10 protein-coding genes are annotated in these 20,765 nt (G+C 37.6%); 8 read left to right on the forward strand and 2 right to left on the reverse strand.

Annotated features, from left to right (window positions below):
• The first annotated feature begins 166 nt into the window (after positions 1-166).
• The 3 genes from HT717_RS08535 to bgaA all read left to right on the forward strand — a co-directional run bounded on the left by HT717_RS08535 (position 167) and on the right by bgaA (position 15,057).
• Entirely contained in the window at positions 167-6,736 is a 6,570-nt protein-coding gene (locus HT717_RS08535; RefSeq protein WP_173305024.1) for a S8 family serine peptidase, read from the forward strand.
• 485 nt (positions 6,737-7,221) lie between these two features.
• A complete protein-coding gene (locus HT717_RS08540) occupies positions 7,222-7,530 on the forward strand; it encodes a hypothetical protein (RefSeq protein ID WP_173305026.1) in 309 nt (102 codons plus the stop codon).
• Between the two features lie 402 nt (positions 7,531-7,932).
• Complete coding sequence (gene bgaA, locus HT717_RS08545; protein ID WP_173305028.1) at positions 7,933-15,057, forward strand: LPXTG-anchored adhesin/beta-galactosidase BgaA; 7,125 nt, start codon at positions 7,933-7,935, stop codon at positions 15,055-15,057.
• Between the two features lie 179 nt (positions 15,058-15,236).
• On the opposite strand, the gene HT717_RS08550 is transcribed toward bgaA, so the two are convergent.
• Complete coding sequence (locus HT717_RS08550) at positions 15,237-15,596, reverse strand: DUF3397 family protein (protein ID WP_173305030.1); 360 nt, start codon at positions 15,594-15,596, stop codon at positions 15,237-15,239.
• Positions 15,597-15,687: 91 nt separating this feature from the next.
• On the opposite strand from HT717_RS08550, the gene HT717_RS08555 reads away from it, so the two are divergent.
• From HT717_RS08555 to HT717_RS08575, 5 genes are read left to right on the forward strand one after another with little or no spacing between them, the layout of a single operon-like run.
• A complete protein-coding gene (locus HT717_RS08555; protein WP_173305032.1) occupies positions 15,688-16,644 on the forward strand; it encodes a TIGR01212 family radical SAM protein in 957 nt (318 codons plus the stop codon).
• On the forward strand, positions 16,628-17,185 hold the full coding sequence (locus tag HT717_RS08560; protein ID WP_173305034.1) for a class I SAM-dependent methyltransferase: 558 nt from the start codon (positions 16,628-16,630) through the stop codon (positions 17,183-17,185). The genes HT717_RS08555 and HT717_RS08560 overlap by 17 nt, the downstream gene beginning before the upstream one ends.
• Positions 17,178-17,432 carry a hypothetical protein gene (locus tag HT717_RS08565; RefSeq protein ID WP_000361085.1) on the forward strand — a complete coding sequence of 85 codons (255 nt, stop codon included), beginning with the start codon at positions 17,178-17,180 and terminating at the stop codon, positions 17,430-17,432. Before HT717_RS08560 ends, HT717_RS08565 begins: the two co-directional genes overlap by 8 nt.
• An 11-nt stretch (positions 17,433-17,443) precedes the next feature.
• On the forward strand, positions 17,444-19,498 hold the full coding sequence (locus tag HT717_RS08570) for a sodium:proton antiporter (protein WP_173305036.1): 2,055 nt from the start codon (positions 17,444-17,446) through the stop codon (positions 19,496-19,498).
• Between the two features lie 27 nt (positions 19,499-19,525).
• Positions 19,526-20,386, forward strand: a complete 861-nt coding sequence (locus HT717_RS08575) for a YihY/virulence factor BrkB family protein (RefSeq protein ID WP_173305038.1) — start codon at positions 19,526-19,528, stop codon at positions 20,384-20,386.
• Between the two features lie 218 nt (positions 20,387-20,604).
• Here HT717_RS08575 and HT717_RS08585 read toward each other — a convergent pair.
• On the reverse strand, positions 20,605-20,765 hold a 161-nt coding region (locus tag HT717_RS08585; RefSeq protein ID WP_150852579.1), incomplete at its 5' end, for an integrase core domain-containing protein.

Raw genomic sequence — 20,765 nt, forward strand, 5'->3', positions numbered from 1 at the left:
ACTTAAATTTTTTTAATTGATATACTATTTTCAGAGAGTTAACAATTATATATAAATGCACTACTCTATTTCCTAGATAATACTTAGTAAAACTTTTTATAACAAAGGCTAGCAAAGTTAAAGTTTTCTATCTATTGGAAGTTAAATAAATATGTAAGGAATTAAAATGAAAAAAAGTACAGTATTGTCATTAACCACAGCTGCAGTTATTTTAGCAGCATATGTCCCTAATGAGGTAATCCTAGCAGATACACCTAATTCTGAAGATTCTTTAAAAATATCTGATAAAGAAAAAGTAGTAGGTAAACAAAACGAAAATAAAGAAAAACTTGAAGATATTCATAATGCTATAGAAACTTCAAAGGATACTGAAGAAAAGAAAACAACAATTATTGAGGAAAAAGAAGTTGTTAGTAAAAATCCTGTAATAGACAATAACACTAGCAATGAAGAAGAAAAAATCAAAGAAGATTCCAATCAATCCAAAGAAGATAAAGTGGACTCGTCTGCAAGTAAAGACCCAGAAAGTCCCCAAAAAGAGGATAAACTTGTCTATATTGCTGAATTTAAAGATAAAGAATCTGGAGAAAAAGCAATCAAGGAATTATCCAATCTTAAGGATACAAAAGTTTTATATACTTATGATACGGTTTTTAATGGTGTTGCAATAGAAACAACTCCAGATAATCTGGACAAAATTAAACTAATAGAAGGTATCTCATCGGTTGAACGATCACAAAAAGTCCAGCCAATGATGAATCATGCTAGAAAGGAAATTGGAGTTGAAGAGGCAATTGATTACCTAAAATCTATCAATGCTCCATTTGGTAAAAATTTTGATGGTAGAGGTATGGTCATTTCAAATATCGATACCGGGACAGACTATAGGCATAAGGCCATGAGGATTGATGATGATGCTAAAGGCTCAATGAAATTCAAAAAAGAAGACTTAAAAGGTACTGATAAAAATTTCTGGTTGAGTGATAAAATCCCTCATGCTTTCAATTATTATAATGGTGGTAAAATCACTGTAGAAAAAGCTGATGATGGAAGCGATTATTTTGATCCACATGGAATGCATATTGCAGGGATTCTTGCGGGAAATGATACTGAAAAAGATATTAAAAACTTTAACGGAATAGATGGAATTGCTCCTAATGCACAGATCTTCTCTTATAAAATGTACTCTGACGCAGGATCTGGCTTCGCAGGAGATGAAACAATGTTTCATGCTATTGAAGATTCGATCAAACACAATGTCGATGTTGTTTCGGTATCATCTGGCTTTACAGGAACAGGTCTTGTAGGTGAGAAATATTGGGAAGCTATTAGAGCGTTAAGAAAAGCAGGCATTCCAATGGTTGTAGCTACGGGTAACTATGCGACTTCTGCTTCAAGTTCTTCATGGGATTTAGTGGCAAATAATAATCTGAAAATGACCGACACTGGAAATGTAACGCGAACTGCAGCACATGAAGATGCGATAGCGGTCGCTTCTGCTAAAAATCAGACAGTTGAGTTTGATAAAGTCAACATAGGTGGAGAAAATTTTAAATACAGAAATATAGGGGCCTTTTTCGATAAGAATAAAATCACAACAAATGAAGACGGTTCAAAAGCTCCTAGTAAATTAAACTTTGTATATATAGGCAAAGGTCAAGACAAAGATTTGATAGGATTGGATCTTAAGGGCAAAATTGCAGTAATGGATCGAATTTATACCAAGGATTTAAAAGATGCTTTTAAAAGAGCAACGGATAAGGGCGCACGCGCCATTATGGTTGTAAATACTGTCAATTACTACAATAGAGATAATTGGACAGAGCTTCCAGCCATGGGATATGAAGCGGATGAAGGGACTAAAAGTCAAGTATTTTCAATTTCAGGAGATGATGGTGTAAAGCTATGGAACATGATTAATCCTGATAAAAAAACTGAGGTTAAAAGAAATAGTAAGGAAGATTTCAAAGATAAATTGGAGCAATACTATCCAATTGATATGGCCAGCTATAATTCTAATAAACCGAATGTAGGTGACGAAAAAGAGATTGACTTTAAGTTTGCACCTGACACAGACAAAGAATTGTATAAAGAAGATGTCATCGTTCCAGCAGGATCCACATCTTGGGGACCGAGAACAGATTTACTTTTAAAGCCTGATGTCTCAGCACCAGGTAAAAATATTAAATCCACTCTCAATGTTATCAATGGGAAATCAACTTATGGTTATATGTCAGGGACTAGTATGGCAACTCCAATCGTGGCAGCTTCTACTGTTTTGATTAGACCAAAGTTAAAGGAAATGCTTGAAAGACCTGCCTTGAAAAATCTTAAGGGAGATGACAAAATAGATCTTACAAGTCTTACAAAAATAGCCCTACAAAATACTGCACGGCCTATGATGGATGCAACGTCTTGGAAAGAAAAAAGTCAATACTTTGCATCACCTAGACAACAGGGAGCAGGCTTAATTAATGTTGCTAATGCTTTGAGAAATGAAGTTGTAGCTACTTTTAAAAACACGGATTCTAAAGGTTTGGTAAACTCTTATGGTTCTATTTCTCTTAAAGAAATAAAAGGAGATAAAAAATACTTTACAATTAAGCTTCACAATACATCAAACAGACCTTTAACCTTTAAAGTTTCAGCATCAGCGGTAACTACAGATGCTCTAACTGATAGACTCAAACTGGATGAAACATACAAAGACGAAAAATCACCAGATGGGAAGCAAATTGTTCCAGAAATTCACCCAGAAAAAGTCAAAGGAGCAAATATTACATTTGAGCATGACACTTTCACTATAGGAGCAAATTCTAGCTTTGATTTGAATGCGGTTATAAATGTTGGAGAGGCTAAAAACAAAAATAAATTTGTAGAATCATTTATTCATTTTGAGTCTGTGGAAGAAATGGAAGCTCTAAACTCCAATGGTAAGAAAACAAATTTCCAACCTTCTTTATCGATGCCTCTAATGGGATTTGCTGGGGATTGGAACAAGGAACCAATCCTTGATAAATGGGCCTGGGAAGAGGGTTCAAAATCAAAAACAATGGAAGGTTATGATGATGATGGTAAACCAAAAATTCCAGGAACCTTAAATAAGGGAATTGGTGGAGAACATGGTATAGATAAATTTAATCCAGCAGGAGTTATACAAAATAGAAAAGATAAAAATACAACATCCCTAGATCAAAATCCAGAATTATTTGCTTTCAATAACGAAGGGATCAACGCACCATCATCAAGTGGTTCTAATATTGCTAAAATTTATCCTTTAGATTCAAATGGAAATCCTCAAGATGCTCAACTTGAGAGAGGATTAACACCTTCTCCACTTGTATTAAGAAGTGCAGAAGAAGGAATGATTTCAATAGTAAATACAAATAAAGAGGGAGAAAATCAAATTGACTTAAAAGTCATTTCGAGAGAACACTTTGTTAAAGGAATTTTAAACTCTAAAAGAAATGATGCAAAGGGAATCAAATCTTCAAAGCTAAAAGTTTGGGGCGACTTGAAATGGGATGGACTCATCTATAACCCTAGAGGTAGAGAAGAAAATGCACCAGAAAGTAAGAATAACCAAGATCCTGCTACTAAGATAAGAGGTCAATTTGAACCAATTGCGGAAGGTCAATATTTCTATAAATTTAAATATAGATTAACTAAAGATTACCCATGGCAGGTTTCCTATATTCCTGTAAAAATTGATAACACAGCCCCTAAGATTGTTTCGGTTGATTTTTCAAATCCTGAAAAAATTAAGCTGATTACAAAGGATACTTATCACAAGGTAAAAGATCAATACAAGAATGAAACCCTATTTGCGAGAGATCAAAAAGAACATCCTGAAAAATTTGACGAGATTGCAAACGAAGTTTGGTATGCCGGCGCCGCTCTGGTTAATGAAGATGGAGAAGTTGAGAAAAATCTTGAAGTAACTTACGCAGGTGAGGGTCAAGGACGAAATAGGAAACTTGACAAAGACGGAAATACCATTTATGAAATTAATGGTGCAGGAGATTTAAGAGGAAAAATCATTGAAGTCATTGCACTAGATGGCTCTAGCAATTTCACAAAGATTCATAGAATTAAATTTGCTGATCATGCTGATGAAAAGGGGATGATTTCCTATTATCTAGTAGATCCTGATCAAGATTCATCTAAATACCAAAAACTTGGAGAGATTGCCGAATCTAAATTTAAAAATTTAGAAAATAGAAAAGAGGATAGTCTTAAAAAAGATACAACTGAAGTAGAACGTCATCAAGAAAATGCAGAGGCTACCGAAGAAAAATCTAGCTTTACTATCAATAAAGCCATTTCAACAATTAGAGAGTTTGAAAGTAAAGACTTGAAGAAACTCATTAAAAAGAAATTTAGAGAAGTTGATGACTTTACAAGTGAAACTGGTAAGAGAACAGAAGAATACGATTATAAATACGATGATAAGGGAAATATCATTGCTTATGACGATGGTAGCGCCTTAGAATATGAAACTGAAAAACTTGACGAAATCAAATCAAAAATTTATGGTGTTCTAAGCCCGTCTAAAGATGGACACTTTGAAATTCTTGGAAAGATAAGTAATGTTTCTAAAAATGCCAAGGTATATTATGGAAATAACTATAAATCTATAGAAATCAAAACGACCAAGTATGATTCCCACTCAAAAACGATGACATTTGATTTATACGCTAATATTAATGATATTGTGGATGGATTAGCTTTTGCAGGAGATATGAGATTCTTTGTTAAAGATGATGATCAGATAAAAGCTGAAACTAAAATTAGAATGCCTGAAAAAAATAAGGAAACTAAAACAGAATATCCCTATGCATCAAGTTATGGGAATGTAATAGAATTAGGAGAAGGAGATCTTTCAAAAAACAAACCAAACAATTTAACGGACATGGAATCTGGTAAAATCTATTCTGATTCAGAAAAACAACAATATCTGTTAAAAGATAACATTATTCTAAGAAAAGGCTATGCACTAAAAGTGACTACCTATAATCCTGGAAAAACGGATATGTTAGAAGGAAATGGAGTCTATAACAAGGAAGATATAGCAAAAATCCAAAAGACCAATCCTAATCTAAGAGTCCTTTCAGAAAAAATAATTTATGCTGATAGTAGAAATGTTGAAGATGGAAGAAGTACTCAATCCGTATTAATGTCGGCTTTAGACGGCTTTAACATTGTAAAATATCAAGTGTTTACCTTTAAAATGAACGATAAAGGGGAGGCAATCGATAAAGATGGAAATCTTGTAACAGATCCTTCTAAACTTGTATTATTTGGTAAGGATGGTAAAGAGTACACAGGAGAAGATAAGTCCAATGTAGAAGCTATAAAAGAAGATGGCTCTACGTTATTTATTGATGCAAAACCAGTAAATCTTTCAATGGACAAGAACTACTTTAATCCGTCTAAATTTAATAAAATTTATGTACGAAATCCAGAATTTTATTTAAGAGGTAAGATTTCTGATAAGGGTGGTTTTAACTGGGAGTTGAGAGTTAATGAATCTGTTGTAGATAATTATTTAATCTACGGAGATTTACACATTGATAACACTAGAGATTTTAACATTAAGCTTAATGTTAAAGACGGTGACATCATGGACTGGGGAATGAAAGACTATAAAGCAAACGGATTTCCAGATAAGGTAACAGATATGGATGGAAATGTTTATCTTCAAACTGGCTATAGCGATTTGAATGCGAAAGCGGTTGGAGTACACTATCAATTTTTATATGATAATGTTAAACCAGAAGTAAACATTGATCCAAAAGGAAATACTAGTATCGAATATGCTAAGGGAAAATCTGTAGTTTTTAACATCAATGATAAAAGAAATAATGGATTCGATGGTGAGATTCAAGACAAACATATTTATGTAAATGGAAAAGAATACAAATCATTTGATGATATTAAACAACTAACAGATAAGACACTAAACATTAAGATTGTTGTAAAAGATTTTGCAAGAAATACGACCGTAAAAGAATTCATTTTAAACAAAGATACGGGAGAGGTGAGTGAATTAAAACCTCATACGGTGACTGTGACCATTCATAATGGAAAAGAAATGAGTTCAACGATAGTGTCGGAAGAAGATTTCATTTTACCTGTCTATGAGGGTGAATTAGAAAAAGGATATCAATTTGATGGCTGGGAAATTTATGGTGTCGAAGGGAAAAAAGATGCTGGTTATGTTATTAATCTATCAAAAGATACCCTTATAAAACCTGTATTCAAGAAAATAGAGGAGAAAAAGGAGGGGGAAAATAAACCTACTTTTGATGTATCCAAAAAGAAAGATAACTCACAGGTAAATCCTAGTCAATTAAATCAAAGTCATAGAAAAGAGGATTTACAAAGAGAACATCATTCACAAAAATCTGATTCAACTAAGGATGTCACAGCTACAGTTCCTGTACAAGTAAATTATAGTCAATTAGATGAAAGTCAAAGATCTGATTCAACTGAGGATGTCAAAGTTACAGTTCCTGATGAAAATGATAAAAACTTTGAAAATAAGAAGGAAGTTTATCTTAATGAACCAGAGAACATAGCTAATAAACATACCAATATTGATAGTAAATCAACTACTAACAATGATAGGTTGCCAAAAACCGGAACAGTTAGCGAAGTCTTCACGTCATTAGTTGCCGGAATAATGTTTACTGTAGGTGCATTTCTTGGATTGAAGAAAAAAGATCAAGATTAGGACAAAAGCTATAGAAATATGGTTTGTTTACTGAGATTAGATAGTGTGGTGATGAAATAATTTTGTGAAAATAGCCATCTATAACTCAATTATTTAGTTTACTTTACTATTGATACCCTTTTTGGATTTATTAATAGACTTAGTTTAGATAACTAATAAATTGATTGAAAGGGTTAGTATTGACAAATATTGATCATATTTATTAGAAAATAGAGTCTATCAAAATTTAAAGGCTAATAGAGGTAATGAGATAATTTCAAGGAATTAAGTAGCGTTTGGTTGCTTAATTCTTTTTTATTTGGAAGGAAGCTTTTCACCTGTGTCCTTATTTATCGCTATTATTCAACCACTTAGACCGAGATAGAGACCAGATAGGCAAAAGAACTTGTTCTTGAAACTGACTTCTGCTAAAATGATTTTTATAAGGGACGTGAGGTCACTATCAGATAACTTAACTTCCTAAAAAAGAAATTGGAGATAAACAAATGAAAAAATTATTGGGGATTATATTTTTAGTAGCAGCAGCGACAGTATTGTATTTTGGTTCTGTTGGCTGGCCAAGTTTGGATATCAACCTATGGTCCCTGATTCCGGTAGGCTTGTTCCTCTTTTTCACTCTAGAGAATCTTTTGAAAAAAGACTACAAGGCTAGTATCATGTGTTTAATTATTGCTTTTATCATTGCGAATGCAATTTTGGATCTGTTGCCAATTTCAAGTAGCCTGGTGATTGGTGCAGGTGTGCTAGCTTGTGTAGGTATTGGTTATCTATTTCCGGATAAAGAAGGAAAATAAGAAGGAAGAGTGAATAAAGTCAGGATCTAACTGAAATATTTGTTGGATCTTTTTCTATGTCTAAAAATGTAAGAAAGAATTTTTGGTGGTAACAGATTATTTCTAGCTTACTTTTTGATTTTAAATTAGGCTAAGATAAAATAAATTTTTTTTGTTTGAGATAGTAAAAAGCTATTCCATTTTAGAATTCCAAGAAAAAGTATAACATCATAATTATAATAATAAAAACTCCGATTCTCTCTGGAAATTCTCTAATTTTTATAAAAAACAATCAAAAATATTGTTTTTATTTGTATAAGATTGACAAATTTTTTATTGGTTATAAAATTGTATTATAAGATAATTATAATAAGGAGCTTGCTTTTAGAAAGATGAAAGCGGTTACTAAAAAAGGAGGATTCCATGCAAAAAGGTAATTGGAACAAAAAGAGCGTTTATAGTATTCGAAAATTTTCAGTCGGTGCTTGCTCAGTGCTCATAGGAAGCTGTGTGCTGTTATTAGGATCAAGCCTTAGTCTAGCTTCTTCTGCTTATGCGAATGAAAATACTAATGAACTAATTTCAATAAGTAAGCAGAATGATGATTCTGAAAATAAAGAAGAGAGTGAAAAGACATCTAAAGTGATGGTTGCGGAAAAATCAAGTGAACAAACGGATAATGTGCCTCTTAAGGATAATGCAGATGCTACAGGTGTCTCTGACCAAACTCATGCAGATCAGTCCCCAGTTACAGTTGCTGATAATAAAGAGTTTCCTTTAGAAGAAGGTAAGACTGAAGTGAAAAGTAGGATAGAAGAAACGAAGGTAGCTGAAGAAACAAATAAAGCGGAATTACAAGATCCTTCTGTTTCAAAAGATAAGAAGGAATTCAAATCTGCTGCAAATGAAGTTGTTGATAAGTTAATTGAAGATAGAAACATTTCTTTCAATCAAAATTGGCACTTTAAGCTAAATGCCAATGCTAAAGAGGCTGTTAAACCAGACGCAGATATTACTTCATGGAAAAAAATGGATCTTCCTCATGACTGGAGTATTCATTTTGATTTTGATCATGATTCACCATCTCAAAATGAAGGAGGCCAACTGAATGGTGGAGATGGATGGTATCGTAAAACCTTTAAGTTAGACGAAAAAGATTTAAATAAAGATGTCCGTGTGACCTTTGATGGGGTTTACATGGATTCTCAAGTATTTGTTAATGGTCAGTTAGTTGGTCACTATCCAAATGGTTACAATCAATTTTCATATGACATTACCAATTATCTTTATAAGGATGGAAGAGAGAATGTTATTTCTGTTCATGCAGTAAATAAACAGCCAAGTAGTCGTTGGTATTCAGGAAGTGGTATCTATCGTGATGTTAACTTACAAGTGACAGATAAGGTTCATGTTGAGAAAAATGGTACAACTATCTTAACTCCAAAACTTGAAGACCAACAAAATGGTAAGGTTGAGACTCATGTGAGCAGTAAAATCGTTAATACAGATGATAAGGATCATGAGCTCGTAGCAGAGTATCAAATTTTTGAACGGGGTGGTCAGGCAGTTACAGAACTTGTTCGAACTGAGAGTAAAACTCTAAAAGCTAGAGAAACAATTCATTTGGAATCAGCATTAGAGGTTGAAAAACCTAAATTGTGGACAGTGTCATCTGATAAACCTGCTTTATATGAGATGGTAACTCGTGTTTACAAAGATGGACAGCTTGTAGATGCTAGGAAGGATTTATTTGGTTATCGTTACTATAACTGGACTCCAGATAAAGGATTCTCTTTGAACGGTGAACACATCAAGTTCCATGGAGTTTCATTGCACCACGATCATGGAGCATTGGGTGCGGAGGAGAACTACAAGGCTGAATATCGCCGTCTGAAACAGATGAAGGATATGGGAGTGAATTCAATTCGTACAACCCATAATCCAGCAAGTCCTCAAACACTACAGATTGCAGCTGAACTTGGTTTATTGGTTCAGGAAGAAGCTTTTGACACTTGGTATGGAGGTAAGAAACCATACGACTATGGTCGTTTCTTTGAAAAAGATGCAACTCACCCTGAAGCTAAAAAAGGGGAAAAATGGTCAGATTACGATCTACGTACCATGGTAGAAAGAGACAAAAATAACCCAGCTGTCTTTATGTGGTCTATAGGAAATGAGATTGGAGAAGCTAATGGCGATCCTCATTCTCTAGCTACTGTTAAACGTTTGGTTAAAGTAATCAAGGATGTTGATAAGACTCGTTATGTGACTATGGGGGCTGATAAGTTCCGTTTTGGTAATGGTAGCGGAGGGCATGAGAAAATTGCTGATGAACTGGATGCGGTTGGATTTAACTACTCAGAAGATAACTACAAAGTTCTTAGAGCTAAGCATCCAAAGTGGTTGATTTATGGTTCAGAGACCTCCTCAGCTACTCGTACTCGTGGAAGTTATTATCGTCCAGAGCGTGAATTGGTACACAGTAATCAAGACTATCGTAACTATGAGCAGTCTGATTATGGAAATGATCGTGTTGGTTGGGGTAAAACAGCAACAGCTTCATGGACTTTTGACCGTGACAATGCTGGCTATGCTGGACAGTTTATTTGGACTGGTACTGACTATATTGGTGAGCCTACGCCATGGCACAATCAAAATCATACACCAGTCAAAAGTTCTTATTTTGGTATTGTAGATACTGCTGGTATTCCAAAAAATGATTTTTATCTTTACCAGAGTCAATGGGTATCTGCTCAGAAAAAACCGATGGTTCACCTACTTCCTCACTGGAACTGGGAAGACCCAACTCTAAAAGATAATGTAGCTGATGCAGATGGTAAAATTCCAGTTCGTGCCTACTCTAACGCTGCAAGTGTGGAGCTATTGTTGAATGGTGAATCCCTAGGACAGAAGACCTTTACTAAAAAACAAACTAGCGATGGACGCACTTACCAAGAAGGTGCCAATGCTAATGAATTGTATCTTGAATGGAAAGTTGCTTATAAACCAGGTACCTTGGAAGCAATAGCTCGTGATGAATCTGGCAAGGAAATTGCTCGAGATAAGATCACAACTGCTGGCAAACCAGCAGCTGTTCGTCTCATCAAAGAAGAACAAGCAATCGCGGCAGATGGTAAAGATTTGACTTATATCTATTATGAGATTGTAGACAGCAAAGGACATCTAGTTCCAACCGCTAATAATATGGTTCGTTTCCAATTGCATGGTCAAGGTCAGCTTGTTGGTGTCGATAACGGAGAACAAGCCAGCCGTGAACGTTTCAAAGAGCAATCCGATGGTTCATGGATTCGTAAAGCCTTTAATGGTAAAGGTGTTGCCATTGTAAAATCGACCGAGCAAGCAGGAAAATTCATCCTTACTGCTCATTCTGATCTCTTGAAATCTGACCAAGTGACTGTCTTTACTGGTAAAAAAGAAGGACAAGAAAAGACTGTTTTGGGTACAGAAGTAGCAAAAGTTCGTACATTGCTAGGAAAAGATCCAAAAATGCCGAAGACGGTAGGTTTTGTATACAGCGATGGTAGTCGTGAAAAACATCCAGTAACTTGGTCTCAAGTCGATGTTAGTCAAGCAGGAGTTGTGACTGCTAAAGGTACAGCAAATGGACGTGAGGTAGAGGCGCGTGTCGAGGTTCTAGCAATTGCGAAAGAACTACCAACAGTTAAACGTGTTGCTCCTGGAGCTAACTTGAACATTGTAGATAAATATGTGTCAATACTTGTAACCGATGGAAGTGTACAAGAGTATGAAGTAGATAGCTGGGAGATTGCAGAAGCAGATAAAGCCAAACTTTCAGTCCCAGGATCACGTATTCAAATGACTGGTCAGTTAGCTGGTGAAACTATTCATGCAACTCTTGCTGTAGAAGAAGGAAATGCTACAACACCTGTAGAACCAACTGTAACGGTTGGTGGCGAAGCTGTCACTGGTCTTACTAGTCAAAATCCAATGCAATACCGAACTCTTGCTTACGGTGCATCCTTGCCAGAAGTCGTAGCAAGTGCTGAAAATGCTGATGTTACAGTCCTTCAAGCCAGTACAGCAAACGTTATGCGCGCAAGCATCTTTGTTCAGCCAAAAGATGGTGGCCCTCTTCAAACCTATGCAATCCAATTCCTAGAAGAAGCACCAAAAATTGACCATTTGAGCTTGCAAGTGGAGCAAGCTGACGGCCTTAAAGAAGATCAAACAGTGAAATTGTCTGTTCTTGCTCACTATCAAGACGGAACGCAAGCTGTATTACCAGCTGATAAGGTGACCTTCTCTACAAGTGGTGAAGGGGAAGTTGCAGTCCGTAAGGGAATGCTTGAACTTCATAGACCAGGAGTAGTCGCTCTCAAAGCTGTATATGAGGGTGCTGAAGGCCAGGTTAATCTCACTATTCAAGCCAATACTGAGAAGAAGATTGCGAAATCTATTCGTCCTGTAAATGTAGTGACAGATTTACACCAAGAACCTACTCTTCCGTCAACAGTAACGGTTGAGTATGACAAAGGTTTCCCTAAAGCTCACAAAGTAACTTGGCAAGCTATTCCGAAAGAAAAACTAGATCACTATCAAAGCTTTGAAGTGTTAGGTAAAGTTGAAGGCCTTGACTTGGAAGCGCGTGCTAAAGTATCTGTAGAAGGCATCGTCTCAGTTGAAGAAGTCAGTGTGACAACTCCAATCGCAGAAGCACCACAATTACCAGAAAGCGTTCGTACATATGATTCAAATGGTCACGTTTCATCAGCCAAGGTTGCATGGGATGCGGTTCGTCCAGCTCAATATGCCAAGGAAGGTGTCTTTACAGTTAATGGTCGCCTAGAAGGTACGCAATTAACAACTAAACTCCATGTTCGCGTATCTGCTCAGACTGAGCAAGGAGCAAACATTTCTGACCAATGGACCGGTTCAGAATTACCACTTGCCTTTGCTTCAGACTCAAATCCGACCGATCCTGTTTCAAATGTCAACGATAAATTGATTTCCTTTAATGATCGACCAGCCAATCGTTGGACAAACTGGAATCGTAGTAATCCAGAAGCTTCAGTCGGTGTTCTGTTTGGAGATTCAGGTATCTTGAGCAAACGATCAGTTGATAACTTAAGTGTTGGATTCCATGAAGACCACGGAGTGGGTGCTCCTAAGTCTTATGTGATTGAGTATTATGTTGGTAAAACGGTTCCAAAATCTCCTAAAAATCCTAGCTTTGTAAGCGGCGAAAATCATGTCTTTAATGATCCTGCTAACTGGAAACCAGTTACTAATCTAAAAGCCCCTGCTCAACTCAAGGCTGGAGAAATGAACCACTTTAGCTTTGATAAAGTTGAAACCTATGCTGTTCGTATTCGCATGGTTAAAGCAGACAATAAGCGTGGAACTTCTATCACAGAAGTACAGATTTTTGCCAAACAAGTTGCGCCAGCCAAACAAGGACAAACAAGAATCCAAGTTGATGGCAAAGATTTAGTAAACTTTAACCCTGATTTGGCAGACTACTATCTTGAGTCTGTAGATGGAAAAGTTCCTGCAGTAACAGCAAGTGTTAGCAATAATGGTCTCGCTACCGTCGTTCCAAGCGTTCGTGAAGGTGAGCCAGTTCGTGTCATCGCTAAAGCTGAAAATGGCGACATTCTAGGAGAATACCGTCTGCACTTTACAAGCAATAAAGACTTGCTCTCTCGTAAACCAGTTGCTGCGGTCAAACAATCTCGCTTGCTACAAGTAGGTCAAGCACTCGAATTGCCGACTAAGGTTCCGGTTTACTTCACAGGTAAAGACGGCTACGAAATAAAAGACCTAGCAGTTGAATGGGAAGAAGTTCCTGCAGAAAATCTAACAAAAGCAGGTCAATTTATCGTTCGAGGCCGTGTTCTTGGTAGCGATCTTACTACTGAGTTCTCTGTACGAGTGACAGATAAACTTGGGGAGGTTCTCTCAGAGAACCCTGATTATGATGAAAATGGGAATCAGGCCTTTGCTTCAGCAACCAACGATATTGACGATAGTTCTCATGACCGTGTAGACTATATCAATGATGGGGATCATTCAGAAAATCGTCGTTGGACAAACTGGTCTGCAAGACCGTCCACTAATCCAGAAGTGTCAGCAGGGGTCATTTTCCGTGAAAAGGGTAAGATTGTAGAACGGACTGTTGCACAAGCCAAACTCCAGTTCTTTGCAGATAGTGGTACAGATGCACCAGCTAAACTCGTTTTGGAACGCTATATTGGTCCAGACTTTGAAGTGCCAACTTATTATTCAAATTACCAAGCTTACGAAACAGATCATCCATTTAATAATCCAGAAAATTGGATTGCTGTTCCGTATCATGCGAATAAAGATATCGAAGCGGGTGATGAAATTAATGTGACATTTAAAGAGGTGAAAGCCAAAGCTATGAGATGGCGCATGGAGCGTAAGGCGGACAAGAGCGGTGTTGCGATGATTGAAATGTCCTTCCTTGCACCGAGCGAATTGCCTCAAGAAAGCACTCAAGCGAAGATTCTTGTAGATGGAAAAGAACTTCCAGATTTTACTGAAAATCGTCAAAACTATCAAATCACCTATAAAGGTCAACGTCCAAAAGTCTCTGTTGCAACTACAAATCAGGTTGCTTCAACAGTTGTAGATGGTGGAGATGATAGCCTTCCAGTACTTGTTCGCCTAGTTTCAGAGAGTGGAAAACAAGTCAAGGAATACCGTATCCAGTTGACTAAAGAAAAACCAGTTTCTGCGAAGACCGTTGCTGCGGTGCAAGAGGACTTACCAAAATTAGAAGTTGTTGAACAAGATTTGGCCTACAAGACAGTTGAGAAAAAAGATTCAAGGCTTTATCTTGGTGAAACTCGTGTAGAACAAGAAGGAAAAGTCGGTAAGGAACGTACCTTTACAAGCATTAATTCTGATGGAAGTAAGGAAGAAAAACTCCATGAAGTGCTAGAGTCTCCAACAAATCGCATTGTCGTTGTCGGAACTAAACCAGGAACCGCTCTTACAGAGGACGAATTCAATACTCTAGTTTTCAACAGACCAGAGCTTATAGTTGAGGAAGAGGCAGTTGGCTTCCAAATCCAGGAGCGTAAGTCTGACAAGTTATCTGTAGGTGAAACTCGTATCCTCCAAGAAGGAAGACAAGGTCTCCGTATTCACTTGATTGAAGTAGAAAATGGCAAGAGAACTGAGAAAGAAAGCTATGATAAAGTTATAGCTCAGGACCGTATTGTAGAGGTTGGTACAGCTATAAAGGATACAAAATCAGCTTCTCAAGAAAAGCTTAAACCAGCTCCTCAGGAAGCTAGCAAGTCTGTTCTACAAGATCAAGATGTTCAAAAACCAGAAGCTAAAGAAACTATGAAACAACAAGTAGCAACTGAGAAAACGGATGTAAAACAAGTGAGCTCACGTTCAGTTGAAGCCCAGCAAGATGAAAAGAATCACTTGCCAAACACTGGAACAGAGGCAGAACAAGCAGCAGTAGCAGGTTTAGCTCTTCTTGGTTTAAGTGCGGGATTAGTAGCCACTAAAGGTAAAAAAGAAGACTAGAAATTTTGATATCTTCTTTATCGTTAAAGATTAGAGAGAAGTTCTTGTCTTAGATAGAAGATAAATCCCTTGGAATATAAGTTTCTAAGGGATTTTCTTTGTATAAAATTGTATAGTGTTATTGTCTATCCTATTTTGTAGAGAAAGCAAAAATCCCTAGAAAATGTTTAGGGATTCGATTATTTCATTAAGAACAATTCAACTATCATCTCGATATACATGATAAGGATCACTAAGAATCCTGCACGCCAGAAGAATTTGATGAATTTAGGATAGTAAAAGCTACGTTTTTTCAAAAGGAAGAAAAAGACGAGAAGAATAGCTAGGAGGGAGAGGGCTAGACCCAGTCTAGGGAGGAAATTATGGGTAAAGGTTTTAGCTGTAATTAAGTAATACTCAAATATTAAAACTGGAAAAGCCAAATCCGCAAAGTTTCGTCCTAGTTTTTTTAATCTAAAAAGTTTGGTTATGATAATGCAGACGACTAAGGTCAGTATCAATAATAAAATAGATGCTAATTTCATTAAAATCATACCCATATTGTATCATAAAAAAAGGCTAATGGAAACGAGAAACAGAGGAATTTATAGGAAAGTCAGGTTTTTGAGATTGTGGGTGATTTTTGTTATAATGAAAGTTATGAAATCTTATAATACCTTGAATGATTATTACCGAAAACTCTTTGGAGAAAAGACCTTTAAAGTCCCTATTGATGCAGGATTTGACTGTCCCAATCGTGATGGAACGGTGGCTCATGGGGGTTGTACTTTTTGTACGGTTTCAGGGTCTGGAGATGCTATCGTAGCACCAGATGCGCCTATCCGTGAGCAATTTTATAAGGAAATTGACTTTATGCACCGTAAGTGGCCAGATGTTCAGAAGTATTTGGTTTATTTTCAAAATTTTACCAATACCCATGAAAAGGTGGAAGTCATCCGAGAACGTTATGAGCAGGCTATCAACGAGCCAGGTGTAGTAGGAATCAATATCGGAACGCGGCCAGACTGTTTACCAGACGAAACTATTGAATATTTGGCTGAGTTATCGGAGCGTATGCATGTGACGGTAGAATTGGGCTTGCAGACCACTTATGAAACAACCTCTGACCTGATTAACCGTGCCCACTCTTATGAGTTGTACGTGGAGACGGTCAAGCGTTTGAGAAAGTATCCCAAGATTGAGATTGTTTCCCATCTGATCAATGGACTTCCTGGTGAAACACATGAGATGATGATTGAAAATGTCCGCCGCTGTGTTACGGATAACGATATTCAAGGAATTAAACTGCACTTGCTTCACCTCATGACCAATACGCGTATGCAACGAGATTACCACGAGGGACGTTTGCGGTTGATGAGCCAGGACGAATATGTTAAGGTCATCTGTGACCAACTGGAAATCATTCCCAAGCATATCGTCATCCACCGAATCACAGGAGATGCTCCCAGGGATATGCTGATTGGGCCTATGTGGAGCCTCAATAAATGGGAAGTGCTAAATGCTATTGAGATGGAGATGCGACGTCGTGGAAGCGTTCAAGGATGTAAGGCTGTAAAACAGGAGTTTAATAATGAAAAGACCACTTGAGATGGCACATGATTTTTTGGCTGAGGTAGTGACAAAAGAGGATATCGTAGTGGATGCGACTATGGGAAATGGTCATGATACTCTCTTTCTAGCTAAGTTAGCCAAGCAAGTCTATGCCTTTGATATTCAGGAACAAGCCTTGGAAAAGACCCAAGAGCGTTTGGACCAGGCTGGAATGACAAATGCCCAGTTAATATTGCAAGGCCATGAGACTCTGGACCAGTTTGTGACAGAAGCCAAAGCAGGAATTTTTAATCTGGGTTATCTGCCGTCGGCCGATAAGTCCGTCATTACCAAGCCTCAGACAACTATTGAAGCCTTAGAAAAGCTGTGTGGCTTACTTGTCAAAGGTGGACGGATTGCCATTATGATCTACTATAGTCATGAGGGAGGAGATATTGAGCGAGACGCTGTCTTGGATTTTGTTAGCTGGTTGAATCAACAAGAGTATACAGCTACCATTTACCGAACCCTGAACCAAGTTAATAACCCGCCATTTTTAGTGATGATTGAAAAATTAGAGAGATATAGACATGGATAAACAATACCTACGTGAAAAGCTGGATGCCATGCGCCAGAATTTTGTTGAGTCAACCCACCACGAACGAGCGGTGGGCGTGCTAGACCAAGCGCATATGAGCAAAAAAATGCTTAAAATCAAGAAAAAATTAGTTGCTCTTGAGATGGAACGGTGCCAGAGAAAAATTGAGCACAAAGACTGTTCCAAGATTGACCAAAAAATCAAAGAGCAGAAGGAGATATTTGAATCCTGTTGTAAAAAAGATTAAGGAGGAATTGCGTGGAATTACTGATTTACCTCATCCTATTTTTACTGGTCTTGATTGTCTCAAGTACAACCAATAAGCTCCTGCCCTTTTTGCCTCTCCCTTTGGTGCAGATTCTTTTGGGAATCGTGATTGGTCTCTTTTTACCCAATACTGACTTTCACCTCAATACGGAGTTGTTTTTGGCCCTGGTTATCGGGCCCTTGCTTTTCCGAGAATCCGAAGAAGCGGATATTACGGCTATTTTAAAACACTGGCGAATCATTGTCTATCTCATTTTTCCAGTGATTTTTATCTCGACCCTGAGTTTGGGTGGCTTGGCCCATCTTCTTTGGCTCAGCCTTCCCTTGGCGGCTTGCTTGGCTGTTGGGGCAGCCCTTGGCCCTACGGACTTGGTTGCCTTTGCCTCTCTTTCTGAGCGGTTTAGCTTTCCTAAGCGTGTGTCCAATATTCTTAAGGGTGAAGGACTCTTGAATGATGCTTCGGGCTTGGTTGCCTTTCAGGTAGCTTTGACAGCTTGGACGACAGGAGTCTTTTCCTTTGGGCAAGCTAGTAGTTCGCTCATCTTTTCAATTCTAGGCGGTTTTCTGATTGGCTTTTTAACAGCCATGACCAACCGTTTCCTCCATACCTTCTTGCTAAGTGTGCGCGCAACGGATATTGCCAGTGAACTTTTATTAGAATTGAGTTTGCCTCTGGTGACCTTCTTTCTGGCAGAAGAAGTCCATGTTTCAGGGATTATTGCCGTTGTGGTTGCGGGGATTTTAAAGGCAAGCCGTTTTAAGAAAATTACGCTCCTCGAAGCCCAAGTGGATACGGTGACCGAGACGGTTTGGCATACAGTGAATTTTATGCTCAATGGTTCTGTCTTTGTGATTTTAGGGATGGAGTTGGAAATGATAGCAGAGCCTATTTTAACCAATCCAATCTATAATCCCTTACTTTTATTGCTATCTCTTGTCGCCCTGACCTTTGTCCTCTTTGCCATTCGTTTTGTCATGATCTATGGCTATTATGCTTATAGGACCCGACGCCTCAAGAAAAAACTGAATAAGTATATGAAGGATATGCTTCTCTTGACCTTCTCAGGCGTCAAGGGAACGGTGTCGATTGCTACAATTCTTCTGATACCAAGTGATTTAGAGCAAGAGTATCCTCTCTTACTTTTCCTTGTCGCAGGTGTTACGCTTTTAAGTTTTTTAACAGGCCTCTTGGTCTTACCTCATCTTTCTGATGAACAGGAAGAAAGCAAGGATTATCTCATGCATATCGCCATTTTAAATGAAGTAACGTTAGAGTTGGAAAAAGAGTTGGAAGACACAAAAAATAAACTTCCCCTCTATGCGGCTATTGACAATTACCATGGACGAATAGAGAACCTTATCCTGAGTCAAGAAAACAAGGGTGAACAAGAGGACTGGGAGGCCTTGAAACTTCTTATCCTCAGTATTGAAAGTGATGGTCTGGAACAAGCTTACGAGGAAGGCAAGATGAGTGAGCGTGCTTATCGGGTCTACCAACGTTATTTGAAAAACATGGAACAAAGCATCAATCGCAAGTTTGCTTCACGATTGACCTATTATTTCCTTGTTTCCTTGCGGATTTTACGTTTTCTCCTTCACGAAGTCTTTACATTTGGCAAGACCTTCCGTAGTTGGAAAAATGAAGAATCACAGAAACTCAGAGCCCTTGACTATGACCAAATTGCAGAGCTCTATCTAGAAAATACAGAGATGATTATCGAAAGTTTGGAGAATCTAAAAGGAGTTTATAAGAGTTCCTTAATTAGCTTCATGCAGGATTCTCGTCTCCGTGAAACAGCTATCATCACCAGTGGTGCCTTTGTCGAACGGGTTATCAATCGTGTCAAACCCAACAATATCGATGAAATGCTGAGAGGCTATTATTTGGAGCGCAAGTTGATTTTCGAATACGAAGAAAAACGATTGATTACGACCAAGTATGCCAAGAAGTTGCGACAAAATGTCAATAACTTAGAGAACTATTCCTTGAAGGAAGCTGCCAATACCCTGCCTTATGATATGGTGGAATTGGTAAGAAGAAATTAATTAAGATTGTAAATAAAGGAGTATGATATGAAGAAGTGGTGGAAAGGGCTGATAGACAAGCCTTTATTAAAAGCCTTTTTGCATTATTATCAAGCATCAGATAGTGAGTTGACCAGCGTCGCCGTGGCCTACTATTGGTTGATTTCGATTTTCCCTCTGCTTTTGGTGGTGGTCAATATCCTCCCTTATTTTCAGATTCCAGTTTCTAATTTTTTAAAGGTTGTCAATGAATTCTTGCCGGAAACTATGTATGATGTGGTCGCAAAGATTATTACAGAAGTGCTGACCCAACCTTCAACGGGTTTATTGAGTTTTGCGGTTTTGTCAGCTCTCTGGACCTTTTCAAAATCCATGAATTTCCTACAGAAAGCCTTTAATAAAGCTTACGGAGTGGCTAAAAATCGTGGAATGATTTCCAGTCAGCTCATGAGTTTGTTTGTCAGTTTTGGCTTGCAGATTCTCTTTGCTTTAGCCCTCTTTCTCAGTGTCTTTGGCCGCATGCTCCTCAACCTTATCAAAAGCTACTGGAAATCAGATAGTCTTATCTTTGATTATTTGCAAGATCTAACAGGCCCCTTGATCTATGCCTTGATTTTCACTATCTTGGTCATGCTTTATTATTTCCTGCCTAATGTTACGGTCCGACGAATTCGCTATGTGTTGCCAGGTAGTGTCTTTGTCTTGTTGACTCTGGTCTTACTACTCAATATCTTTTCAGTCTATATCAATAATTATGTCAATCACCTAGTGGACGTCCGCTTTTTCAGTTCCGTTGTCGTGGTGGTCATGATGTTCTGGTTTATTCTCATCGCTAAGATTTTAATTGTCGGTGCAGTTATCAATGCTAGTGTCCAGAGTTTGCAAGATCCGAGCTTGAGAAAAGACTAACTTATACTTAATGAAAATCAAAGAGCAAGCTAGGAAACTAGCAGCAGATTGCTCAAAGCACTGCTTTGAGGTTGTAGATGAAACTGACGAAGTCAGTAACCATACCTACGGCAAGGTGAAGCTGACGTGGTTTGAAGAGATTTTCGAAGAGTATAGTTCTTTATCTATTACAAAACGCATACTATATTGTACTGACCCCAAAAAGTTAGACAATTAATTTATCCGAAGGATTTAGTTCTGTATTGCACAGGGCTAAGTCCTTTTAGTTTTACCTTAATTCGTTTATTGTTGTAGTAATCAATATAGTCTACAATAGCTTGTTCCAATTGCTTAAGCGACTGAAACGACTTCTCATAACCGTAAAACATTTCCGATTTCA

It is taken from the genome of Streptococcus sp. 959 (assembly GCF_013277075.1).
Classification (GTDB): domain Bacteria; phylum Bacillota; class Bacilli; order Lactobacillales; family Streptococcaceae; genus Streptococcus; species Streptococcus pseudopneumoniae_C.